The 24,974-nt window shown below is 46.4% G+C and carries 17 protein-coding genes, 2 tRNA genes and 1 pseudogene; 10 read left to right on the top strand and 10 right to left on the bottom strand.

Annotated elements, in window-relative coordinates:
- The first annotated feature begins 1,155 nt into the window (after positions 1-1,155).
- From X474_RS11605 to X474_RS11570, 8 genes are all read left to right on the top strand, one after another.
- Positions 1,156-1,932, top strand: a complete 777-nt coding sequence (locus X474_RS11605) for an IclR family transcriptional regulator (protein ID WP_044348950.1) — start codon at positions 1,156-1,158, stop codon at positions 1,930-1,932.
- 36 nt (positions 1,933-1,968) lie between these two features.
- Positions 1,969-2,811: a 3-methyl-2-oxobutanoate hydroxymethyltransferase gene (gene panB / locus X474_RS11600; RefSeq protein WP_082464321.1), complete on the top strand. Its 843-nt coding sequence runs from the start codon at positions 1,969-1,971 to the stop codon at positions 2,809-2,811.
- Positions 2,812-2,964: 153 nt separating this feature from the next.
- On the top strand, positions 2,965-3,687 hold the full coding sequence (locus tag X474_RS11595) for a hypothetical protein (RefSeq protein ID WP_044348949.1): 723 nt from the start codon (positions 2,965-2,967) through the stop codon (positions 3,685-3,687).
- 165 nt (positions 3,688-3,852) lie between these two features.
- Positions 3,853-5,148: an NPN-dependent 2-hydroxyacid racemase, LarAH10 family gene (gene larAH10, locus X474_RS11590; protein ID WP_044348947.1), complete on the top strand. Its 1,296-nt coding sequence runs from the start codon at positions 3,853-3,855 to the stop codon at positions 5,146-5,148.
- Between the two features lie 108 nt (positions 5,149-5,256).
- Positions 5,257-6,327 carry an ABC transporter substrate-binding protein gene (locus X474_RS11585; RefSeq protein WP_197282060.1) on the top strand — a complete coding sequence of 357 codons (1,071 nt, stop codon included), beginning with the start codon at positions 5,257-5,259 and terminating at the stop codon, positions 6,325-6,327.
- A 394-nt stretch (positions 6,328-6,721) separates the two neighbouring features.
- Positions 6,722-9,196: an ATP-binding cassette domain-containing protein gene (locus tag X474_RS11580; protein WP_044348946.1), complete on the top strand. Its 2,475-nt coding sequence runs from the start codon at positions 6,722-6,724 to the stop codon at positions 9,194-9,196.
- Positions 9,193-10,164: an ABC transporter permease gene (locus X474_RS11575; RefSeq protein ID WP_044348945.1), complete on the top strand. Its 972-nt coding sequence runs from the start codon at positions 9,193-9,195 to the stop codon at positions 10,162-10,164. The genes X474_RS11580 and X474_RS11575 overlap by 4 nt, the downstream gene beginning before the upstream one ends.
- A 12-nt stretch (positions 10,165-10,176) precedes the next feature.
- Entirely contained in the window at positions 10,177-10,926 is a 750-nt protein-coding gene (locus X474_RS11570; RefSeq protein ID WP_044348944.1) for an amidohydrolase family protein, read from the top strand.
- Positions 10,927-11,460: 534 nt separating this feature from the next.
- Here X474_RS11570 and X474_RS11565 read toward each other — a convergent pair.
- On the bottom strand, positions 11,461-11,742 hold the full coding sequence (locus tag X474_RS11565) for a hypothetical protein (RefSeq protein ID WP_052515113.1): 282 nt from the start codon (positions 11,740-11,742) through the stop codon (positions 11,461-11,463).
- Between the two features lie 550 nt (positions 11,743-12,292).
- Between X474_RS11565 and X474_RS11555 the strand changes: the two genes are divergently transcribed.
- Positions 12,293-13,654: a sigma-54-dependent transcriptional regulator gene (locus X474_RS11555; RefSeq protein ID WP_044349115.1), complete on the top strand. Its 1,362-nt coding sequence runs from the start codon at positions 12,293-12,295 to the stop codon at positions 13,652-13,654.
- A 157-nt stretch (positions 13,655-13,811) separates the two neighbouring features.
- Here X474_RS11555 and X474_RS11550 read toward each other — a convergent pair whose 3' ends face one another.
- The 3 genes and pseudogenes from X474_RS11550 to X474_RS11540 all read right to left on the bottom strand — a co-directional run bounded on the left by X474_RS11550 (position 13,812) and on the right by X474_RS11540 (position 18,320).
- Complete coding sequence (locus tag X474_RS11550) at positions 13,812-15,773, bottom strand: aq_1923 C-terminal domain (RefSeq protein WP_044348941.1); 1,962 nt, start codon at positions 15,771-15,773, stop codon at positions 13,812-13,814.
- Positions 15,774-15,864: 91 nt separating this feature from the next.
- Entirely contained in the window at positions 15,865-17,148 is a 1,284-nt protein-coding gene (locus X474_RS11545; protein WP_044348939.1) for a nickel pincer cofactor-dependent isomerase, group 22, read from the bottom strand.
- Positions 17,149-17,634: 486 nt separating this feature from the next.
- A pseudogene (locus X474_RS11540) lies at positions 17,635-18,320 on the bottom strand (IS1595 family transposase).
- Between the two features lie 40 nt (positions 18,321-18,360).
- Here X474_RS11540 and X474_RS27265 point away from each other — a divergent pair.
- Positions 18,361-18,729: an ASKHA domain-containing protein gene (locus X474_RS27265; protein WP_044348937.1), complete on the top strand. Its 369-nt coding sequence runs from the start codon at positions 18,361-18,363 to the stop codon at positions 18,727-18,729.
- On the opposite strand, the gene X474_RS11530 is transcribed toward X474_RS27265, so the two are convergent.
- The 6 genes from X474_RS11530 to X474_RS11500 all read right to left on the bottom strand — a co-directional run bounded on the left by X474_RS11530 (position 18,658) and on the right by X474_RS11500 (position 24,827).
- Positions 18,658-19,869, bottom strand: a complete 1,212-nt coding sequence (locus X474_RS11530) for a hypothetical protein (RefSeq protein ID WP_044348935.1) — start codon at positions 19,867-19,869, stop codon at positions 18,658-18,660. The genes X474_RS27265 and X474_RS11530 overlap by 72 nt on opposite strands.
- Positions 19,870-20,156: 287 nt before the next feature.
- Positions 20,157-20,232, bottom strand: a tRNA-Asn gene (locus tag X474_RS11525).
- A 393-nt stretch (positions 20,233-20,625) separates the two neighbouring features.
- Positions 20,626-21,570 carry an AEC family transporter gene (locus X474_RS11520; RefSeq protein WP_044348933.1) on the bottom strand — a complete coding sequence of 315 codons (945 nt, stop codon included), beginning with the start codon at positions 21,568-21,570 and terminating at the stop codon, positions 20,626-20,628.
- A 478-nt stretch (positions 21,571-22,048) separates the two neighbouring features.
- Positions 22,049-22,124, bottom strand: a tRNA-Asn gene (locus tag X474_RS11510).
- A 177-nt stretch (positions 22,125-22,301) separates the two neighbouring features.
- Positions 22,302-23,459, bottom strand: a complete 1,158-nt coding sequence (locus X474_RS11505; protein WP_082464311.1) for a radical SAM protein — start codon at positions 23,457-23,459, stop codon at positions 22,302-22,304.
- A gap of 225 nt (positions 23,460-23,684) precedes the next feature.
- On the bottom strand, positions 23,685-24,827 hold the full coding sequence (locus X474_RS11500) for a (Fe-S)-binding protein (RefSeq protein WP_044348930.1): 1,143 nt from the start codon (positions 24,825-24,827) through the stop codon (positions 23,685-23,687).
- Between the last annotated feature and the right edge of the window lie 147 nt (positions 24,828-24,974).

The raw sequence follows: 24,974 nt of genomic DNA, 5'->3' as shown, positions 1-24,974 counted from the left end.
TTATCCTTGCCACTAAAAATCTTGTATTATCAATCTGTTATGTGAATCTGCTCGGGAGGCAATACACCTACAAAACGAATAGGCATAGTAAAATTGGGCATATTTAAAAAGAAGTCATCAATAAGACCTAACCAAGGGCTAGATTAAAGGAATGCAGCTCCATAAGGAGGTGAGCACCCAAAAGGCAAGGCGAAAGGTCAAAAAACCGTCTATCAGGGTGTTGAAAAAGCCGTCCCTGGCTTTCCCAACACAAAATTGAATTTTAGAATCCAGTGATACACAAGGGAATCCGTAAATAAAATTATTCCTATAACTAATCTTTACTTTTTAGAATCAGATCAGTGCATTAGCTCAAACATTCTTCATTACCCAAAGCCTCGTTGAAGCAGGAAGTTTGAGACCCTTATTATCGAATGCTGAAACTTCCGCCATGTGGGTTTTGATATCTCTTAATGCTAAACAATGACTGTTTTGCTACCCAACAAGACCTCAGTAATGGTAAATTTCCCAACTTAACAGACTTAGTCAAGTTATTAATACAATATTAAGAACTATTAATTTTAGAGATGAGACATAGGCCGATTAGAGCTTAACCGTGAGGATCCCGTTAGGCTATGGTCCAACCAAGAGGATTCTCTTCTCTTATTTAAGTTACTGCTGTACAGATTTAAGAAGTAGAAATTTTCTTTAATTACACTACCAACTTTCAGAATAGCCCGACAAAAAACCAATAATTTTCAAACTAAATTCTTTAAAATTATCTTTTTCGCAAAGAAGAGCCTTTCTGGTTTCCATATTTTATTACAGATAAAAACTAAACAAAAAACTTACGTTACAAAAAAGTTAAACTATAAACAAACGTCTTAATCGACATCAACCGTCTCACCTAAATACATATAAATAGTTTAAATTACACTATTATTTACACACGTCTACTTCCCCCAGGAAAAAGAAAAGGACAGCGGAGAAGATCATAGAGCTAAAATTGATTCGCGTAGCGAATCAATAATTCACTATGTAATTTTTTCCTTGACTCTTTTAAAAAAGATTTTATAAGTTTCATTCAGTTAATGAATCTATAAATCGCATAGCGAATCAAAATATGGATCAAGAAGATGAATTTCGCTTAACCCTTATTTTGGTGATGACAAAAAAATGACCACCAAAAAATTACAATCCGTAGAAAAAGCACTAAGGCTGCTAAAACTTTTTTCCAGTGGCAAACGTGAACTACGTGTCAGTGAAATGATCGGCCAGCTTGGTTATCACAAGAGTTCCCTGCAGCGGTTGATAAGCACCCTGGTCGCCGAAGGATTTTTGGAGCGGTCCCCAGACAATGCGGCGCATTACCGGTTGGGGGTGGAAACACTTCTTTTGGGCAATGCGGCAAAAGAAAACCTGGACCTTAGAGGCGTGGCCAAACCCTACTTGCTCGACTTGGCCCAAAAAACAAGGGAAACAGTTCACCTCAGCGTGACAGATGATTTCAGGGTCTACTACCTGGACAAAATCGATTCATCTCAATCCATTCGGATTATCACCCAAGTAGGTCAGCGCATTCCGATTCATTCCTCAAGTATGGGGAAAAGCATAATGGCCCATATGCAAAGCGATGAATTGGAGCAGGGCATCTCAAAGCATGGGTTGCCGCCTTTGACTCAAAACACCATTACAACCAGAACCGGCCTGGATAAAGAACTTGAACGAATCCGGAAGCGGGGATGCGCCTATGACAACGAAGAATGGCATGTTGGTGTCAAATGCGTCGCCGCCCCCATTTTTGATGAAAACGGAAATGCTGTTGCCGCCGTGAGCTGTTCGGGTCCCGCCCAGCGGTTCACAGAGCAGACTTTGCCCGGTTTAGCCAAGAACGTCAAGGAGGCGGCCAGAGCCATTTCCCGGCGGCTAGGCTACAGGACAATGAATAAATAATAGACCTGTCTCACCTGGAGGAACATTTTGAGTCCCATAGAAAAAACCAGAACCCCAATCCCTGCTCTGACCGAGTTCAAAAGCCAGGGCAAAAACGTAACCATGATAACGGTATATGACTATCCATTCGCGAGATTAGTGGACACCACACCTGCAGAACTAATCCTGGTTGGAGATTCCCTGGGAATGGTCATACAGGGACTCGAACACACCAATCCGGTTACCCTGGATGAAATTATATATCACGCCAAAGCCGTGCGACGCGGCGCCCCCAACACACTGGTGGTTGGAGACATGCCGTTCATGAGTTACCAGGGCAGCCCTGAGCAAGCCCTTGCTTCAGCGGGACGGCTGGTTAAGGAGGCTGGAGTCGACTGCGTCAAGATGGAAGGCGGAAGCTACTTCGCCCCGTATGTCAAAAAAATAGTTTCCGCCGGGATCCCGGTTGTCGGGCATATCGGACTGACGCCCCAAAGCGCATCCGCCCTGGGCGGGTTTAAGTTACAAGGGAAAACCCCTGACGAAGCCAAACAATTAATTGAAGACGCCAAAGCCTTGGACCAAGCCGGAGTCTTCGCCATGGTCCTGGAATGCATCCCCGCAGGAGTGGCCCGCGTAATCAGCGAGTCGGTCTCTGCGCTAACCATCGGGGTGGGGGCTGGCCCGCATGTTAACGGGCAAAACCTGAATGCATACGACATTTTGGGCATTTTTGATCAGTTTGTTCCGAAGTTCGTTAAGCAATACAACAAGCTGGCCTCTGAAATATCTGGTGGGTTCAGTACTTTCGTCAATGAGGTGCGAGAAGGCGCCTATCCCGCACCGGAGCAAAGGTTTAATGGCGGGAAGGAAATCCAAAAACTTTATCCCGTTGACTAAACCCATGGATTTTTAAGCTAAAAGATTAAGCAGCGAACCTGCTGACGACAGACAACAGCTTAAAATTCTAAGAGATCTCAAGTTTAGACCGCCATATTTCAGTGTGGCTGGACAGAAATTTTAAATATTACCGACCTGAAGGGAGGGACTTACATGCGACACATGCTACAGCCAGGCCTGTTGCTATGGTTCCTCCCTTTATTAACCGCCTGGATCCGGATTGCTCACCAAAAAACTGAAATCAATAGCAGCTGTCATTACGCCAGATTAAAGATATCCGCCAATTCAAGCACCTACACAAGATTCCTTTCTCCCGCCCATAGCGATACTTCACCCAAGCCAAAGAAAAAATATTTCGTCCCCCCGCTTTGCGAGGACTTCCTAACCGGATTTCCACTGAAAATTCCTCAATTGACATTTTTAGGCATTTTGTCCCGAGAAAAGTTCCACCCCCAGGTAAAAAAGATATCCCTTGTCTTTTCCGAAAATGCTTTATCCACGAACGTAATTTACAAAAATCCAGGGGCAAAAAATCCATTTGGTTCAACTATTAAATCGCACCCCAAAAGTTCCTTGGAAGGCTTATCGATTGCGAAACCATCTAACTATTCAGAAGGTTTGCTTTCCGAGGGATTTATACAATTTACATCAAAACCACTCTTTTATTATTCAAAAGAAAATGCATTCTTTTTTCTACTAAGCATGCCTGTCCTCATCCAGAGAGAGCTGAGCAGGAAGTACTTATCGTTAAGTATGAAACTGTGGAGTATTTCTCCAGTTCATTATTCAGGCAGGCAAATAGCTTCTGTTTCTTTATCTTACCTATATTTTCAGTGTGTTGATGAGTTAAACCCAATTATTACAGTGGGCCCCTAGGCACCCTGTTCTGTTTAATAAATAAGACGGTTAAAAACCCCTTTTTATAAGTAAATAGATCTCGCTAAAACGGGATAAAATCATGCTGCTCAAAATTTTATCTGGGACTGTTTGGTAGAAAAACACCATTACACTCCCAAACTCGATGAGATTAGAGGTAAAAAAGTGGAAAAGAAAACATTTGAATTAAAATATGGCAAATCAAAAATTTGCTTTGATCTGCCTGAGGAATCATTACTTTGTGAACTTGTAGGAGCCAATCAACCTGCGATTGAAGATTTGCAAAAAGCCTACAAGCATTGCCTAGATCACCCCATTGATTCTCCGCCTTTAAGCGAAAAACTAAAACCAAACGACAAAGTAGTCATAGCAGTAAGCGACATCACCAGAGCGTGGCAAAGAAGTAATAAAACCCTGCCGATTCTGTTGGAATATTTGAACAAGGCAGGAATCACAGATGAACAGATCACCATCATCATCGCTGTGGGCGGGCACAGAAAAAACACGGAAGAAGAATTCAAGGCTCTTTGCTCAGAAGACGTTTTTAAACGGGTGAAGATCATAAACCATAATCCTGAAGCCGAAGACGTGGTTTATCTCGGGAAAACTTCCAGGGGCACCGAGGTTCGGATGAACCGCCTGGCGATGGAAGCCGACAAGCTGATTCTGACAGGTGGTGTGATCTATCACTACATGGCGGGCTACGGCGGGGGACGGAAGAGCATCCTGCCAGGTATAGCATCTCTGGATACCATCAGCCAGAATCATCTGCATGGCCTGAGTGACACGGTGGGAGGAGGCAGCAACCCGCTGATTGCAACCGGTTTAACCAGAGGGAATCCGCTTCACGAAGATATGATGGAGATCGCAGATTTTGTTCAACCTGATTTTCTAGTCAATGTCGTGCCGAATTTGGATGGTGATATTGCGGGAATCTTCGCTGGCAACTGGGTTTCCGCTTGGTTTGAAGCCTGTAAGATGGTTGATGCCATGTTTGGCGTACCCATAGAGGAACAGGCCGATATCGTTATTGCCACTGCTGGCGGCTACCCAAAAGACATCAACCTGTACCAATCCCAAAAAACCATAGACAACGCTTCTTATGCCATGAAGCCGGGTGGGGTGTCTATAATTTTGGCCGAATGCCCCCTTATTGGAGACCCCCCGGAATTTTTTGAGTGGTTCGAATATCCAGACCTGCTTTCTCTGGAAACAGCCGCCCGGAAAAACTTTCTCATCACGGGCTGGCTCGCAGTAAAGCAACTGGAATATGAAAAAATGGGAACAATCATTCTCGTTACTCCGGAAAAGAATTTTGAATTAGCCCGAAAGGCGCATGTGGAACCAGTCTACTGCATAGAGGATGCACTGGATTTGGCTTACCAAAAATGCGGTGTCAAAGATCCCAAGTTCATTGTCATGCCCCAAGGGGCCAATACCTTCCCCATAAAACAATTTTAAGTGGCAGAGTATCTTTCGAAAAAGCAACAGAATATTACTTTTGGCTCAAAAAGGCCATTTTAGTACCTTTAATCAGTAACAATAAAAGGGAGCATTGGAAGAATGCGTATGTCAAGATCTAAATTTTCAGTTCTGCTTCTGAGCATATTTTTCGTGGGAGCTCTTTTCCTTTTCGGAAATGCAATTCAGGCGGAGGCAAAGGTAGATTGGAAACTAAAAAAAGGTAAGTATGTAGTCGCACTTTCAAACTCTTATTACGGTAACACCTGGCGAAAACAGATGGTGGATAACTTTACCGAAGCTGCCGAATCTGCCAAAAAACAGGGTTTAATTTCCGACTATATTGTTCAAAACGGTGACAACACTGTCAACTCCCAGATATCCCAAATAAACAGCTTCATCCTGCAAGGAGTGGATGCTATTGTCATCGACCCTGCATCTTCCACAGCCCTGAATTCGGTGCTGAAGAAGGCCATGAAAGCGGGAATTAAAGTAATTACTTTTGACTGCTCTGTTACGCTGGACAGCGTTTATGCGGTTGATTTCGATTTCGTCACCTTTGGCTATGACTCTGTTGTTGAAATGGCCAAGTTGGTTGGCGAAAAAGCAAAGGTGATTATTATTCGCGGTTTGGCTGGAACATCCGCAGATGAAGAAATGTATCAAGGAAACCTGAAAGCCTTGAAAAACTACCCCAACATGGAAGTGCTTGCCACAGTGCATGGAGATTTTAGCGCCACAAAAACGCAAGAGGCTCTTCTGCAGGTGCTGCCCAGCCTGAAAAAGGTGGATGGCGTCATAACTCAGTGTGGCGGCGACGCCTATGGTGCGGCCCAGGCTTTTGAGCAAATTGGTTCCTTGGGCCGGCCTGTTATTATCGGAGACAACTCTGCTGAATTTTTAAAATGGTGGAGTGAGGTCGGCAAGAAAGACGGCGAATACAAGACTTATAGCAGAGGCACCTGCCCCTCTGTCTCCAGCGCCGCATTTTGGGCGTCTCTCTACATCCTGAATGGTTACGATGTTCCGAAAAAAATGATCTGCGATTATTACACAGTCTATGAAAAGGAGCTTGGCAAATATTCCAATATGGAGCCGGGTACGATTATCTCGCCGACATACGCACCTGAGTATGTACTTGACTCAATCATTGAACCCGCTCTCAAAAAAAAGAAGTAGACTGCTTCAAACACATCAAAAAAATTCAGGGATCTGTTAGTCAGAAAATGAATAACCACTGCAATGAATTAATAATTCATTGCAGTGGTTTTCAAGCCAATAATTTTAAAAACAACCATAGCAAGAGTATAAAATAAGCTTGATTCTAGCTAAGTTCGCTGTTCATAAAAAATCGCTAACAAAGGAGTTGACACTCAAATAGAATCGAATATTAAAGCAAAGGACAAGCAGGCAAACCAGCTAAACGATTTCCCAAATATTTATCATTTTTTGGAAACCCATCACGTTCTGCTGGCCGAGGGATTATTTTTGATTTGGTTTAGAACAGTGGCGCCGGCGTCTGAATTTTCTTAATTCAGACGCCTGAATTAAGAAAAACAAAGAGGTAAGATGTATGTCCCAGGCTGCTAAGGCTACCTGTACCGGTAACAAGACGCTTCTAGATGTGTCAGATATTACAAAGAGGTACAATAAAACAGTAGCGTTAAACAATTGCAATATTCATTTATCTCAAGGAGAAATATTAGGACTTATTGGTGGTAATGGTGCAGGGAAAAGTACATTAACCAGGGTTATATCTGGAATAACTAAGCCAGATAAAGGCGACTTGGTTTTTGCGGGACAAAACATTTCCTTTAATGAATTCAATCCCCATAGTGCTTCCGCTTTAGGGATTAAAGTTGTCTATCAAGAATTATCATTGTGCACTAACTTAACTGTATATGAAAATTTTTTGGTTGATCTGGAAGATTTATTTAAAGGATCTGTAAAGTGGCGTAATCAAGCCCGAAAAATAGCAAGAAAAACCTTAGATGCGGTCTTCCCTGATAATGGTATCGATGTTGATGAAAGATTAGACACCCTGGCGATTTCCCAACAACAAATGGTCGAGATAGCCCGTGCTTTCACCGCACAAAACCTTCGACTCTTGATTCTGGATGAACCAACCTCATCATTACCAGAAGAACAGACCAACCAACTGCTGGCCTATATAAAGAAAAAGAAGCGGGAAGGTATGGCTTGTATCTATATCTCCCATCGGCTAAAGGAGGTCGAAAGCCTAGTTGACCGAATAAGTATTATAGATAACGGCCAGAATATATGGTGCGGCCCTATTGAGGAAACCAGTGAAGAAGACATGCTTTGCAAAATGATGTCTTCGTTGCAATCCGCTGATGGAGACAATGGACCGGCACTTTGCAGGCATAGAAAAATCCCCGGTTTTGAATCGGTTGGGATAACCGCCCATAGCTATTCAGATGACAGCGGACTCAATAACCTTTCTTTCCACATGAGCGGTGGAGAAATCATCGGAATCGCGGGTCTGGAGGGCAACGGCCAAAAGGAGCTGCTGCACAAGCTCTTTGAAGCCCGTCAAAACAGAACAAAAAATATTGAAGTAAAGGGAAGAATTGCCTACGTAACAGGAGACAGGAAAAAGGAAGGCATTTTTTACTTATGGCACATCTTGCAAAACATGATGATTACAAAATTGTCATTTGGAAGGTTGTTCAAGACTAATAACGAAAAGGAAATCACAGATCATGGAGAATTATGGTCTGAAAAATTAAAAATTAAGTGCAGCGATATACAGGCTCCAATTACAGATTTATCTGGAGGAAATCAGCAAAAAGTTTTAGTTGCAAGGGCAATGCTTGCCGACCCTGACATAATCATACTCGATGACCCGACAAGAGGTGTTGACGTTGCCACTAAACGTCAAATTTACGATCTTCTTATCGAAGCAGCCAAAGCAGGCAAATTGATTATCCTCTATAGCACGGACAACTTAGAGCTTGAAATTTGCAACAGAACTTTGGTTATGAGATATGGAACCATAGTAAAGGAATTAGCTGACGAGCAAGTCACTCAGGATAATCTTGTTGAAGCATCCTTTATGGGTGAGGAACTAAAGCCTATTGTTGAAAAAAAACAGGATACCTCCCATAGAAAGTGGTTTTCCAAGAATAGCGCTTTTATCCCCTTTATAGCCATGATGCTTATGTACATTGCATGTGGCTTAAAATCGCCGGCAGTGTTTTCCTTATATGGTGTAAATCTGCTTTTAAGTGGAGCAGCGCCACTTATAATCCTATCGCTTGCGCAGATGTATATTATTGGGTTGGGGCACATAGAATTGGGAGTGGGAAACTTCCTGGGTCTGATTAATGTACTATGCGCCACCTTGTTATTTTCCAACACTCCTCTTGGTATTTTGGCGTTACTCGGTTTTGTTTTCTTTTATGCCTGCATGGGGCTAATCATTTACCACAGAAACATACCTGCCATCATCATGACGCTCGGAGCTTCGTTTGTATGGAAGGGATTATCCCTCACCATCCAAGAGAGCCCGGGTGGGAAGGCGCCTGAGTGGTTAACCCATCTTTTCTGGCTTGACACCGATTTTCCAGTCGTTTTCAGCATTATTTTATTAATTTCAATTGCTTCATACCTTTTTTACCGCTCAAAATACGGTACTGTTCTCAAAGCCTTTGGCAATAACCCACTGGCCATGGTCAGAAGCGGCTGGTCGCAGGCAAAAGCCTTTTTTAGCGTTTATCTCACCGCAGGTATTATCACCTTACTGGCGGGTCTTGTTCTTTCTGGAATTAACGGCGCTTCGGACGGTTCCGCATCCGAAACTTATACAATGCAGACAATTGCAGCAGTTGTTGTGGGTGGTGGTTATCTTTTAGGTGGATTTGTATCCATACCCGGTGCAATTTTCGGTGCCGTTACTTTTTCATTAATTTCATTTTTGCTTGGATTCTTCAAGATATCTACGGAATTAACCGCCGCCATTCAAGGTTTTATCCTCATAGTAATCTTGTCTCTCAGGGTTCTCAAAAAAGGTAGAATCAAGTCATGAAACAAAAATCCGTTTTTAAAACACTACACAATCATACATGGATTTGGATTTGTGCTGGTTCCCTGCTTATGTGGATTCTCACTGGGATTATTTCCAGGAATCTAAATTTTACCAGCCTACAGACAAATACCTTCTCCGCCGCTTTTTTAATTTTGTTGGCCCTGGGGCAAATGTTTGTTGTTACCACAGGCAAGGGTGCAATTGATCTTTCCATTCCTGGAGTCGTGACTCTGGCAGCCTATCTTAATATGATTTTCATCAACGGAAGATCAGAGATGCTGCTCCCGGGTGTGATCATAATTATTCTAGCTGGAATTATGATTGGCTTAGTCAACAGCACATGTGTGGTAATCCTTAAAATGCCGCCCATTATTGCGACCCTGGCAGTTAATTACATTCTCTGCTCCCTTGCACTTTTTTTGAATACAAATATGGGGCTGGAAAGGTTAACCCAAGCAGACTTTTTATTGACAATTGCGAGGGGAAAACTGTTCGGCATCTATATTATGATTTATATAGTCATAATTACTACGGCGATTGCTTGGTTTGTTCTAAACAAAACCACTTTTGGAAAATCCCTTATTGCCATCGGACAAAATGAAGAAGCCGCCCATTACGCTGGCACCCGCGTAAACAAGGTTCTGGTCCTTTCATATGTCCTCAGCAGCGTGCTCGGTTCACTTGCAGGCCTTTTGATTTCCGTACGAGTCAGCGGCGCATTTTTAGGAATGGGCGACGCCTATCTTTTAGAAACCATCGCCGGAGTGGTCCTTGGCGGTACTCTGATGTCCGGAGGAAAACCAAATACCATTGGTACATTTTTTGGTTGTCTGTTTCTCACCTTACTTGTTACGGCAATGCGGGTTGCGGATCTATCCTCGGGTATGCAGAACGTCCTAAAGGGACTGCTTATAATTTTTGTGATCATTATCGGTACGCCTTCGCGCAAAAAAACCGAACAGCTCTAGCAGGAGAAAACCATGAGAATATTAGACGCGCATATACATTTGGGTTGGGATTGTGTATTTGACGAGGAGCAAACCGAAGAGCAAATACTGGGGACAAACGAACCACTAGGCGTACAAGGGGGAGTTGTACAGCCTTTTATCTCAAGGCCTTACATACAGAAAAACAGAGAAATCCATGATAGGCTTTGTAAATTTTGCAATGCGCACAAGGGAGATTACTTTGGGCTGGGTTCGATAAATCCTCATTTCGAACCTGAAGAATACATTGAAGAAGCTACAAGATGTGTTAAAGAGCTTGGGTTCGTTGGGCTCAAAATAACTCCCATAGCTCATGCCTGCCACCCTGCATCCAAAGACGCCTACACTGTTTATGAAACAGCCAGGAAACTGGGCGTGCCGGTGATGGTTCATACGGGAGCGGGCATCCCTTTCGCTGATCCGGTGCAACTTCTGGAGCCTATAAAGCATTTCCATGACCTGAAAATCATAATAGCACATGCCGGATTGGACATAATGAACACACAGGCCATTCAATTGGCTAAGCAATTTGACAATGCATTCCTGGAGCCCAGCTGGTGCAGTACTGTGTCCCTGGCAAACATGTACAGGCAATGCGGGGCTGAAAAAATAATGTTCTCCTCTGATACGCTTAACAATGTTGAAGCGGAACTTACCAAATACCGCTACGTATTTAAAAAGGAGGCAGAGCAGGAGCAGGTCTTCCACAAAACCGCGGAAATGGTATTTAAATTGAAGAAGTAAAGCCTTAAACACAGGGCGAGTCAGGATAAAATTCGCCGGAAGCAAAATAAGGGAACCTGTTTTTCATACCCTTAAGTAGCTGTCCCAAAAGGCCCTCACCTCACTGCGTTTCTCAGAGAAAAGCAACCAGGTGAGGGCCGATAAAATTCAGGGCAATATGGCTTAGTAAAAATATCAGGCATTTTAAAACTATTCCGCCTGAAGGGACGGTTCATCTGTTCAGGCTATTTTCAAACCTCTGCAAAATTCTCCAGGCAGGCGCTTGGGTCAGCGTCTTTCAATTTTCTGCCGACCAGGGCCACATAATGCAAGGATTCGCCGGACAGGGCATAACGATGGCGGTATTTACGGGAAGGGAGCAGCTCAAGACTACCAGCGCAAATATTATTGATGGCCTGCTTAACCCCTGTTTCATCCTTATCGCTTAAAAAAAATCCTTAAGATTAAAAGCAACCAGGGCATTGTCATCCAGCATCCACAAAGGCAGCCACAGGAATGTTGCCATACCCCAAAGCCGCCACCGGTAAAAGCAGATTAAAACTTTGCTCCAGGCTTTTTCTCTCTTCCACTCCCTTCCGGGTGGTCAGGTCCGTTACGCAAGTATTCATCATAAACACCTGGCCGGTCACGAAAAACAACCTGTTTGGCTTCCGGAAAAATATCAACCCCCACCAGGCTCTCGCAATCAAGACGAAACCTGAGCTGTTCGTCAGCCATTCCGTTTCCCGCGCCCATATCCAGGGCGCAGACCTGATCCTGGCCCATCTCGTCGCTTGCCTCGGGAAAGTTGCGTTTTATCTCGGACATTTCAGGCATGACTTCATCTCCGTTCCGGTTCAGGTTCAAAAACAATGGCCAGGTGCAACCATTTAAACTGCAAAGCAAAATGCTCTTGCAGGTAAACAAGGGCCTGAACCTCTTGGCTGACTTCAAGGAAAGGACAAAAAAGCCCTGCCGCCGCATAGCAAAGCAGCCTTTTTACTGCAACACCTGGGCCATTCGGGGAATTGAAAGCCAACCGATTGACATAACTCCCATTTCCCAAGAAAGATCTTTTCAACTACCGCTTGGGAAAACCTGTTTTGTTATCTAGTGTAAAAAATAAGCACACAAATTGTTTTTTTAATACAACGAGTGTGCATAAGTTGGGCTGAAAGCCTTTTCCCATGTTAAACGATGACTAACTTGTGCCATTAATTTTAGGGAAAATGTCACTAAACTCTTCCCAAGCACTTCGCAAAAGAAATATTCCCAAAAACCACACTTTATAAAACGAAATTTGAATGTATAGAAAATTTACATAGGCCTTGCGGAAAACCTTATATTAGCCTATGTTGAGGTGCTTGATTTTGAAAGGCAGGTAAAAATGGAGGACGAACAGCTTAGCATAATCTGCGTTAATCGGGACCCTGACCTGGCCCGCAAGCTCCCCGGCCTTTTTGCCGAGCGTTCCTTGCTGGTAACGTTTGAAAAAAGCATAGACAAGGTGGTTGAGCGTTTTGAGCAACAGGCCTTTGACATATTAATTCTGTCCAGCGCGGTCTACAACCAGGGGGAAATAGACGCCATAGAGCTTTTAGAGCTTATTTCCGCCAAAAGCCCGGCCACTCAGGTTTTATTTTTAGTGGAGCCCAATCAACTGCGCATGGCCATGAGCGCCCTTAAGGCCGGGACCTATCAATACGCCAAACTGCCCATTTCAGACCAGGAGCTTAAACTCCTTATAGAGACAGCCCTGGAGCAACAGCCTGAATACGCACCCAATCTATTATTGAAAAAAGAGGTGGAAAAGACCAAATTCGAACAGATGGTGGGTGGTTCCACAGCCATGCGCCAAGTCTACCGCCAGATACGCCAGGCAGCGGCAACGGAAATTCCGGTTTACATTTCAGGAGAAACCGGTACGGGCAAGGATCTGGCAGCCCAGGCAATCCACCAGATCAGCTCAAGGGCTGACAAACCCTATCTGCCGGTCCATTTGGGAGCCCTGCCCCAGGACCTGGTGCCTGGAGAGCTGTTTGGCTATGAAAAAGGGGCCTTTACCGGAGCCACGGAACGCCACCAGGGCACCTTTGAACAGGTCAACGGCGGCACGGTTTTTTTAGATGAAATCTCAACCATAAGTGAAAAGGTTCAGGTCAGCCTGCTGAGGCTTTTGGAGCAAAAGGGATATTACCGTATTGGAGGCAGGGAAAGCGTACAAAGCGATGTAAGGGTGATCGCAGCCTCTAATGAAGATTTACAGCAGGCTGTGGAAAGAGGTTCTTTTCGCAAGGACCTGTATTTCAGGCTGGAAGTTTTACAGATCCACATGCCGCCCTTGCGCGAGCGCCACGGGGATATGCTGCTTTTGATGGAGCACTTCATCAACAGCTACAGCCAAGTTCACAACAAAAAGATTTTAGGCGTTTCTCCAGATTGCCTGAGCCTTATGTCCAGCTACGACTGGCCAGGCAATGTCAGGGAGTTGAAGAACATCATCATGCGGGCCGTGGTTTTGTGCGATGGCGACATCATAAGGCCCGAACACCTGACAGACCGCATCCGCTTTGGACATCCCAAGGTGCCCATGGTTAACATGCCGGTGGGCCAGCCCCTCTCCGCCATGGAAAGGGAGATGATAATCCGAACCATGGAATACACCGGCCGCAACAAAAAACTCACAGCCGAAATCCTGGGCATAAGCCGCCGCGCCCTATACAACAAAATAGAAAAGCACGGAATTTAACATCCGGCACGGGCAAACACCAAGGGGCTTATTCAAAAAAAAACGGCATGCAAGGGAAGTGAATACTCACCCGCCTTTGCACGCCGTTTTTAATCTTAATTTTTTATCCGTGTGTGTTTTTTTAGTCTACCTGAACCTGGCAGCAGGATGTTCAAGGCTACTCCTCATAGACCAGCCTAAGGTTAAGGGCCCTGATGATCATCTCAGGGTCTGACCCCATCATCATGAACTCATTCATACCGGCAGGCCTGGTGGGATTCACCTGCAAGATGAGTTTACCCGGTTTGGCCACGAAATCACTCAAGGCGTCTAAGCAGGCCACCATCCCGGGCTGCTTCTGATATCTTCTGCGCTGCATGCCAAGCTGGGCCAAGATAGTTACTTTAAGCATCTGAGGTTCCATGCCCGCCTCTTTGGCCACAGTCTTCATAATGCGGTCGAACAAAGACTTGTCCTCATAGGACAAGGCCAAATTTTTTAGCTTATAGTGAGTCAACCAGCTTAAGGTGTCCTCCAGGTTAGAGGAGGTGGGCATCTTCACCTTGCGGGGGTCCGGAACTGTAACGGCCAGATTTTTCTTAACAATCCCGCCGTCTTTTATATCAAGATAGGCGTCTTTCAACTCATAAACCAAGGTGGAGTAATTGATATCCGCCTTTCCGCCCATCTTGAGGTTCATGACTTCATAACCCAAGTTGTCCCAAATACGGCGCACGGCATAGGCGGTGGCGGGATCAACGGGGTTGGCGGTCATCATGGGCTGGATAGTCAGGGAGGGAACGGTCCATTCACCCTGGTAATTTTCCGGGCCCTTTTTCACCAGGCCGGTGAAGTCCGAAGAAGGAACCTGGAATTCAAGATCTATATAAGGAACACTGATGCTGAAATTAGTGACAATGCCCTTGCCGGAAATATCAATCGGCGGTCCCTGGTATGAGGACATATCCCCGCCATTGGCCAATGTATTCAATGTAAAGCGATAGTTCAGGTCATTGGTCTGGGCATTCTCCAGAGCCACGTTTACATAGTCGCTTTTAAGGTCAAAATTATCGATCGCCGATTCCTTGAGCGCTCCCTGGTCATAACCCTTAAAAGAGATGCTGCCCAGATCCAGACCGCCTTTTACCTCACCACCTGTGGCTTCAATCTTCAAGTTCTTGAAAGTGATCTCATTGATAGCCATGGCAAGGGCCAGTTTGGCGGCCAGCCTTGTCTGTTCCTCTTCGCTTCCTGTGGCCAAGGAGGTGTCCACCGGACTGGAGCTGATCTTGGAAAATAGAATCTCTTCCATTGAGATGCTCACCGGTTCGTGGGCATCCTCAAAGGTAAACCCGCTGAACAAAACACCCTCGACCAGGCTTTGCGGGGGAGAATCATTAGCCGCGCCTTTGTTGTGCAAGGGATTGTAAACTTTATCCATGGCGGCCAGGTCAACACCGGTTAAGCTGAGCTTCTTTAGCTTTAATACGGAATCCTTTTCCTTGGTGGACTCCATGGAGGCCGAGGCGTCGAAATCAGTTATTTCCAATTTCCCCAGCCTGGCCTGCGCCACATTGTCTATGACGACTTGCCGTATCTTGGCCTCTTCCTTACCGTCTTCAGAAAAAACAAGATCCGTAACCACCACATTGGCCAATTTAACTGTATTGGCGGCTCTTAAGAAGTCTTCCCACTCCTCCACCTTTTCCCAGGCCTTGGGCTCAAAGGAAAGATTTTTAAGGCTAAGGGAATCAAAGGCCACCTCTTCCTTATCCGGCTTTATAAGGCTTACCTTGCTCAGAGTAATCAGCCCTTCCAATCGAATGGCTTTTTCCCCTTCAGCCGGGGCCAGAATCCGACTCATCACTTCCATACTGGCCAGATCCATGGAAGCCCGCCCCACCTTGACGCTGACTTTTCCCTCTCGCTCATAGTCAAAGCTGAGATTATTCACCGCCACCTGGGAGGAGAACAAGGAAGACTCAATTTCTCCGTAAACTCCCTTAGTTATACCCTTTGTGGTAGCCAGGAAATTTTCCACCGCCTGTTCGGCCTGCTGGTCGGCATAAAAAGACAAGCCGGCAATCACCCCGCCTGCCAACACCAAGACCAATACCGCAATAATTCCTATTTTTTTCATTTGATCAATCTTTCCTGATTTTGACGGTTTTTAAGGAAACCAAAGCTCAAGGCCTTATATTTAAACAGCCTGCAACACCCCAAAGCAAAAGTTAAACATGGGGACGCTCAAAAAACCCGAAAGGCAACTCACCGTTTAGATCAAAGGGCATTTTCATCTCCTGGGAGGCCGTTTCAAGGCCCTTCATATTTTCTGCTTCTTTTACCAACATACTGGAGGCCCAAAAGAAATCCAATTCCAAGGTGTTTTTAACCCAAACCATCCGCGCGTTTTCCGGCTCAAAAACCCCAACACTCAAAAGGGCGTCGGTAACAGCCCGGGCATCGTTTTCATAGGCAAGAGGTATTCTGCCCTTTTCAGGCACACTGGCCGTGAGGCAATTAATGCGGGTTTTTTCCAGGTCTATCTTGTCCAAAAGCCTTTGGGAAATAAAGTCCGCGCAGCCAAGCCCCAAGGCATTACCCGCGGTCTCCGGAGTAAGGTCCCTAAGATAAATCCTTCTGAACCGGCGAACGGCAGGCTCGGGCGTGGCCTGATGGAATATGCGGCCGGTAACATTGGAATCCATGCCGCTGCCGCTTATATTCTTGCCGATTTCATCAATAATTAAAAGATCAACATCAGAAAAAGGAATGCGGCCCATCAAAGAACGGGCCTGGGCCAAAAGACCGGGCTCTTGCGCAAAAAACTCTTTCGGCTTAAGCACCTTGAGGCAGGCAAGCTCTTCAAAACGATTTTCCACCAAAGCCACCCCCAAAAGCACAGGCAAGGCCTTAAGGATAATCCGGCTGGTTTCCGTTACCACAGGTTCAAAGCCGTGGCGAAAAAACAACTGATGACAGGTGGCGGCTCCCTTTTGCTTACCCAATCCTATGGCCGACATTTTAATCAGGCCGCTTTCCATGCTTCCCCGAAAACTGGTGTGCGGCTTTATGCGATTTATCAGAATTACATGATCCGCCTTGCAGAAATCTTCTCCCACCCATACCGGCCTGCCAAAAGAAGTGGTTCCAACCTCTTTTACCTGCATATGGGAGACTATCGGCACCCCCAGGCTTTCAGAGGATATCCCCAATTCTTCCAAAACCTTGGCCTGTCCCTGATCCGTGGCTCCGCCGTGGCTGCCCATGGCCGGAGATATATAGGGGTGGCCTTTTTGGGATTTCACCCAACTTATCAATTCCTTTAACAAGGGCAACAGGGCCGCAATGCCCCGGCTTCCCACTGCCAGGGCGACTTTTTGGCCGGGCTTTATGGTCCCCCCGGCTTCGGTGAAGTCGGCCAGTTGCGAACGCAATTGTACTTTGGGATCATTAATTTTGGGAGAAGGCAAAGTTTGCCTTATTAAATTGCCGGCTGGAAAGCGCTTTTCCACTAATACTCCACAGAGGCTTCATAAGGCCGCGAAATATCCATATAACCAAGCTGTTTTACTTAGTTTGGAACTTTTTACGTTAATGAAGTCAAATTAAATTTTCCCTAACAGGATACCCGAAAACATTCTGGTCTGTTGCAATACACCAACAGGCAATGACCTGTTTTGACGAACCTGATCGATTTGTCTGACAAGATGACTATAAAACAGCCTGCGGAAAAAACACCTGATCGGAATACGCTATTCCATTATCCTGTCACAACCAGCCCAATATGGCAACCTGACAGCTGACCTGTTAAAGGCTTTTAGGGCAAGGCAAAGAGATCTGAATGTTTTTTGCTTTTTCAGCTCCCAAAGGCACGCCCCTCGAGTTTGCCTGAACAGTTAAACTGAAAAAACCTTATCAGAAGGGCATACATAAGAAATCCGTCGATTAAGCGCGACTGGATGTTAAGGAAACAAGATTCTTTAAATAATTTTTTAGAGTCATGACACCTTTAGGGCCTTCTCTCTAAAGATTTGTAGTAGCAGCCGGAAAATATCTTGATCCATGTAGTTGAACCTAAACTCGCGTTCTTCAAGATGTAACTATGAGGAAAGAGGATACATCCCCCAGTATTTAGCAAGGCGTGTTTTGGCGTATCCCCAGAACCCATCGATCCCATTGATTGGGTCTTGCCGGTAGCGCACTCATTCTCCCCATGATCAACCTTCAGATGCTTTCCATAGCCAACGTCGACGAGGCCGTTATAGCCAAACCACCTATCGGAGCATATGACCCTATTGAAATTTACCTTTCCACGAATGACCCGTTACAAAGTGGCCTTAGAGTAATTGGAGACAATTTCGGTGTACATGCCGTCGATTCGCTTGAAAAAATCGAAACCGATGGTTTTACCGTAGACTCCTCTTCCCCTCTTGCTTTTTACAAGACGGGCGCCGAATAACGATTCGTCGGCTTCAACCTCCCCGCTGAAAGGGAATCTGGAGCTGAAAACCCCCTGCAGACGGATTCGAATGGCGCGGAGGTAAAGGTTGACCGTGTTACGGCTCAGGCCGGTCAGGAAGACTATCTGAGAAGCGTTGAGATCAACCGAAAACAGGCGCAGCAGCTCCCTGAATTTACATCCTGAAACGTGCGCACCTTTTACGTACTTATTTTTACCTGTCATAACCGTATATTAGTGTAGATAAAATGTGATTAAATGTGTAATGACCCAAATCATAATAACCGGGGCCTTTGGCACACACCTGGACCAACAGGATCCCCTCACCCTGGGTATGATCCCCCAAATCCCGCCCGCCAAAATCACCATGGCAGGCAATTTGGCCGGATCCGGGGCCATAATGGCCCTGTGCGACGACAGTTATATCCAAAAAACCTGGCAGCAAGGATACAGTTCTTGGAGATGGCCGTTGATCCGGGTTTTCAAAAGGCGTTTGTGGGAAACCTGGGATTCAATTTGGAATGACTCTGATCTTAACTTTGTCGAAAAAGGCAATACGGTGTTAAAACCCAAAGAGTTGGGCGGTATAAGGCGCCAAAAACACTCCCAAAAAAGTCAGCACCTTTGGGCTTAGCTGCACAATAAGCGGAAGCATATAGGCCAGGCCGAATTTTTTCATGGTCACTGTATCAAAAGGCCAGACCGGAATATGCCGGACTGTATGCTCCAATTTTTTTAGATGTTCCAGCTCTGCCAAAAAGTCATTAATCGGAGCATCCTGATCCAGCCCTTCCTTGATTATTTTGTATACCCCTATCAATCTACGATTCACCTGTTTTACAGTATGTTTCTTGGTTTTTTTCATTGCCTTTCTAAAGGGTAAAAGCGGCCCTAAAAATACCAATGGCCCCAACACAAGGGCCGCAGCCAACATAGCTCCTATCAGCAGATTTATGTTGTCAACCTGACCAAACACCTTAGTCACATGAAACAGAATAATTGCGTTGATTATTACGGCAGCCAACAGGTATTGATTCCAAAGTCCCAGGCTGGCTATCTCCCGCAAACCACCGCTTCGGTCATAGTTAAAAGGATCTATATTCACCTTGGTGACCCTTACCAGGCCATAGAGCATAAAAATGGTGGCGGCACTCCGTACGCAGTACATAACCGAAATGACCATCATGGCGGGAATATTCCACAAGATAAATACCCAGCCGGAGGTGTTCATAACTCCCATGGCATCGGTTTGCCAACCTGCCTTGGCCTGGGTTGAAGTCACGGTCTTGAAATGGAGATAAGCCACCAGTCCAGCCAATATGATAGCTGCTATATACCCGTATAGATTTATTTTTTTAAACCAAGTAGTCCATTTTTCAAAAAAACGTCGGGTGTCGTCCGTAGTTTCAAGGGCATTTCGCGTGATGAGTTCTTTCAAGGCATAGGGCAGATAATCGCGATGAATCAAAAGCAAGGTCATGGCCAGCGGAAGGGTTATCAAGGTGCCGAAATTCATATTATGATCGCATAAATAAGGCACCAAAAGAGTCGGCGACTTCTCAGTCAGGGTAGGCAGGGTTCCCAGGGCCACTAATAAAGGCAAAACAAAAAGCAAAAAAACGGTCCCGGCATAAGGATAAAAATAGTTTTTAAAGCCCGGCTTCTCTCCATTGGGTTTCTCGGTAAAAAGCCAATGCAGGGGTGAATTATAGGCAGTATCAAAATTCGACACATAACTAAAGCCCCACTCCATCCTTGCCTGTGCTGTGGTCATGCTTCCCCCTTTAAACACACCCCGCAAGAGACACGGTTTTTTAAAAATATAAAAATAACCGTAATCACGACATGTAAGCAAGGCTTTTATCAGGGACCAAGCAGGTTATTGGCTGGTTTTACACCTGTCCTCTGACATCGGGAATATTTATAGGTGGGCTCAAAAAAAAGAACACATTACCTTTAAAGACAAAGAAGTAATGCTAAAACCTGAAGCACCGGGAACAAAACGATAAGCAAAAGGCAAAAAAAACCTCATCCCATTTACGGGATGAGGCATTTCAAGCTTGGCTCCCCGGGCCGGACTCGAACCAGCGACAGGGTGGTTAACAGCCACCTGCTCTACCAACTGAGCTACCGGGGAAAGTGCGAACTTATTTATCACAGGGTATGCGGGGTGTCAACAGGGTTATTTATTTGGCTAACTATTTTTAAAATCTGTAGATTTGCTAGGGTTCCATCTCATCGGGAAACCGCTCGAAACAGGTTTTATTGGGCCTGTTTCGATCCCTTTTACCGGTTTTTTGAGGCGGCGGCAACTTGGAAGCCCAGAAAAAGGAAAAGCGGAAATCAAACGGCCTGTCAGGGTGAACATAACCTGCGCCCTGCTTGCCGGAGCCCTGTAATCAGAGTGATCAGACCCTGTTTCTCCACATGCGGTTCAGCCCCCACATAAATAAGGATTACATCCCGGATAAAGCCTTTAGTTACACAGCCCCTGACATCACTTTTAAAATCAGGCTGGAGATTTTACTTCTTAGTTGAAAAAAGCGTCAATGGCAAAAAACCAGCCGGGCACAGTAAAGAGAGACAAAGGGATTCCCAGGCAGACCAAAAGATAGGCCAGTTCGGAATCCAGGTCAAAGCGTTCGGCCACAATGGCTCCGGTAATCATGGGGGCCATGGCCGATTCCAGCACGGTGACCTCTATCTCCTTACCGGTGGCTTCTATCTCTATCACAAAAAGGATGATGAATAAAAAAGGAACTAAAAGAAGTTTAAACCCCAGCCCAACGGCCAAAGGCAGCTTATATGCCTGCATGGATTTGGCATCAAACCGGACCTGAGCCCCCACCGCCACCAGGGCCACAGGAACCAGAGAAGAAGCCAGATCAAGCATGACCTTGTCCAACGATTCCGGAAAATCGATGCCCAAGAGATAAATTGCCACGGAAAACAATAAAGCCAGAAAAGGAGGAAAGCTGAAAAGCCTTTTCAGCATCCCTCCTTCATTTTCCAGCTGATCTTCCTTGTTAGAGAAACCGGCGGCCATTACCAGGCCCATAGTGGAGAGAGCCAGGAATGATCCGATCTGGGAGATGATGATAGCGGTTTTAAGAGATTCCGGACCCAAAAGGGCTTCTAATAAAGGGAACCCCACCAGAGAGGTGTTGGCAAACCCGGCGGTGAGTACAAGCGCCCCCACCACCCGGTTGCTCCAGCCAAAAACCAGGCCCGCCAGGCTGAACCCCGCATAAGCCAACACCACCAAAAGCCAGGGCATGGATATGGGCAGCAAAAGATCCGGGTGAAGCCCGGATTCGAGCAGGGTGGCGGTTATATGATGGATAACCATGGCCGGAAAAGAGACATAAACCACAAATACATTCAGGGTTTTTACGCTTCGTGCATCCAGCTTTCCGAATTTGCGCAGAAAATAACCGGCCAGCATGCACAAGGCAAGGGTGTAGAGTTTAGTCATGGTTAAACCTTTACAATGGGATCTTAAATGCCTGGATGAGTACCATCAGCCCTCAGTCAATAAACAGAAGGGATGTTAACTCTGTCAACAACTGACAGTCAAGCATAAGAAATAAGTCTCAGGATTAAATTATGCGGTATTCGCAGTAGTTGCCGTGAAATTTTAAGTAAAGCACTTTGATAACCGGTTAATAAACCAACTATTTTTTGAATTAACTTATAGGGGGGCATAAAAGGGGGAAAGGATAGATTTCTTATCGTCCGGGGCTTGGACCCCACCCTTTGGCAGACTGTAGCCAGCTACTTGCACACACCCCTTAAAGCGAACGCTTGGCCTGCCCATTCCGGTAAACTCGTCGCATCCTAACGCTAAAAGTTGCTCGGTTTTACCCGGAAGCAAATTGATTTCGCCCATAACAAAAGCCCCTGAAGATTTCCTCAAGGGCTTTAAAACGGTTGCTCACCGAATTATTCACTTTTGGCTCCCCGGGCCGGACTCGAACCAGCGACAGGGTGGTTAACAGCCACCTGCTCTACCAACTGAGCTACCGGGGAAAGTGCGATGTATCTATCACACCCAGGCAGACGCGTCAACACATGACAGGCATTTTATTGCCACATATTGACAAGCAAAATGTCTTATCAGTCTTTTCAACGGTTTAATCACGCAGTTAAGCCAGTCTTTTCCATTAGGGCAAAATCAAGAAAACAATCCCTTCAAAAACCAGCGGCTTAAACCATGCTGTCCGCCATCTGGGTCAGGATATCCTCCACATCACCCTGGGCCGCCACCCGTTCAAAGGCGGCCGTAAGATCCCCGCGCAGGCCGTAGCGATCTATATCCCTGGGCTCCCTACATCGGCCCATGCGGCGGCAAAGGCGGTACATGAGCTTTTCCTTCTCTGGCAGCCCCAGGTAATGGTCCAATATCTCGAGCATATTTTCCTTGGCATCCGGCAAACGGCCTTCCACGGTCTCTATCAGGTTCATGATATGGTCGCTGGCCACATAGGACTCAATGCCTTCAAGGCAGGATACAAAAAGCCTGATCTCCTCCACCACCTCGTCATCGCTTAACTTCTCAAAAGCGCCGTTTTCAAGATCCTTGTAAAGTTCCACTCGGGTGGGGACCCTTAAAGTGCGCAGCCTGATAAAGTCCGGGTTTATCTGGTTCAGCACCTGGGCCGAATGAACGGCGTGTTCCTTGGACCACTTTTTACCGCCCAGCCCGGGCATGACATATTCGCTCAGCTCCATGCCCGCAGCCTTGATATTTTGGCCGCCCTTGATTTGCTTGGCTGCGGTGGTCCCCTTTTTCATAAACTTCAGCAAGGGATCATAGCCCGTCTCCAGGCCTATATGCACCCTGTCCAGGCCTGCTTTCCTCAAGAGGGTCAGCTCTTCCACCGTACGCTGGGCTGCGGTCGATGAGCGGGCATAGGTGGTGATCCTCTCCACCTCGGGGATAGATCTGCGTAAATAGCCCACCGCCTCGGCCAAGGTTTCCGGGTTGATCAAAAGGCTATTGGCATCCTGCAAAAAAACATTGCCTGTGCCGTAATAGAGCCAGGCCGCTACATTGCGAAACGAGTCTGACAAGGCAGGGTTGGAGAAAACCTTTTGCACCACCTGATCATTTACCTTGCCTGCCGAACCCAAGGCCCAGGAAAGCTTCAGTATCTGCTCCCTCATTTGGGTGGCGGCGTCTATATCGGCCTTTATCTCCTCCAGGGTTCGCCTGCCAAAGGTGCGGCGCTTGTATACCGGGCAAAACTTGCACTTGTTCCAAGGACAGTTGCGGGAAAACCTCAGCAAAAGGCTTTTGGCCTCGCTGGGCGGACGAATGGGGCCCTGCTCAAAGCTCAGACTGGAATCCAGAGTAACAGCCACTTTACCTCTCCAGTTACAGGACTCAATTGGGCGGCAACACGCCAACTAAAACCTTGCCCCGGGCCCGGATGCAACCGGACAAGAGCGATTACGATTAATGGCCAAAGTAAAACGCCCTGCCCTTGCTGTCAAGAAATCAAGGCCTGATAAAAATCCCCGGTCCGTAGGGGACCGGGGATTTTCAAAACTGAGAGTTATTCTCTAGCGGAAAAAACAAAACCGCCCTTACAGGCACTCCGCCAGAATCTCGCTCACATCCTTGACCTCGATCTTTTCATCAAGGTTCTCGCCCTTGGCCGAGTCTGTGAACATATTTATACAATAGGGGCAGCAGGTGGCCAGGACTTCCGCTCCCAGTTCATCGGCTTCCCTGATCTTGTGGGTGGAAAAACGCTGCTCAGGCTCGGTCTCCATCCAGAGCCTGCCGCCGCCGCCGCCGCAACAGGTCGACAAAGCCCTGTTTTTGGGGAACTCAATCAATTCGGCCCCAGCCGCCGTGACCAGATCCCTGGGCTCTTCATAGACCTCTGTATGACGCCCCAGGTAACAGGGATCATGGTAGATGACCTTTTTGGCATATTCACCGTTAAGCTTAAGCTTGCCCTCATCCAGAAGCTGCTTTAACAACTGGGTGTAATGGACCACTTCGAACTCGCCACCGAATTCGGGGTATTCCTGGGTATAGGTCATGAAGCAGTGAGGGCTGGTGGTAATGATTTTTTTAACGCCTTTACCCTGCCACAAATTAATATTTTTCTGGGCCAGGTTCATGAACTGTTCTTCATCGCCCATCTTGCGCAAAGACTCGCCGCAGCAGGACTCTTCATTGCCGATGATGCCGTAGCTCAAACCGGCCGCATTCAAAATTTTTACCATGGCCTTGGCAATGGCAATGGAGCGGGGATCAAAGGCGGAAGTACAGCAAACGCTCAGAAAATACTCTGTTCCTTCCTCAAACCGGGGCACTTCCAAGCCTTCGGTCCAGGCTTCACGTTTATCGCGAGATTCAGACCAGGGGTTGCCGTTACTGTGAATTGACCCCATAATCGGTCGCAGGCTTGGCGGGGTGGCTCCGCTTTCCGCGATAATGGCACGCATGGAACGAACCACATCCACAATGGCCACGCCTCTGGGACAGTTTTCCTGACAAAGTTTACAGGTGGTGCAGGCGTAAAGGATCTCGTCGGACTCAAAGCCTTCGATACCCATCTGGCCCATGCGCATGAGTTTTCTGGTGCGAAACTCCGAACCCACGTTGGGCCAGGGACATAGACCCGAGCAAAGACCGCACTGCATGCACTGACTGATCGTCTCGCCTCCCATGGCGGCGATTACTTCGGATACCTCCAGAAACGGTGTAAGACTCATGACTGCCTAACTCCTTACTAGCAAAAGGCAAACTCAGATGGGCGGTTGGACTGGCCGCCCCTTAAGCGGCCCGGGTCCATTGGTTAGCATCATGGGCAAATAGTGTCAATATAGATATTTAATATGGCAATTAAATAAACCATGTTC

Origin of the sequence: Dethiosulfatarculus sandiegensis (assembly GCF_000931935.2) — a bacterium.
GTDB classification, from domain to species: domain Bacteria; phylum Desulfobacterota; class Desulfarculia; order Desulfarculales; family Desulfarculaceae; genus Dethiosulfatarculus; species Dethiosulfatarculus sandiegensis.
The sequence above is the reverse complement of the archived record's forward strand: the minus strand, read 5'-3'. Positions and strand labels throughout refer to the sequence as shown.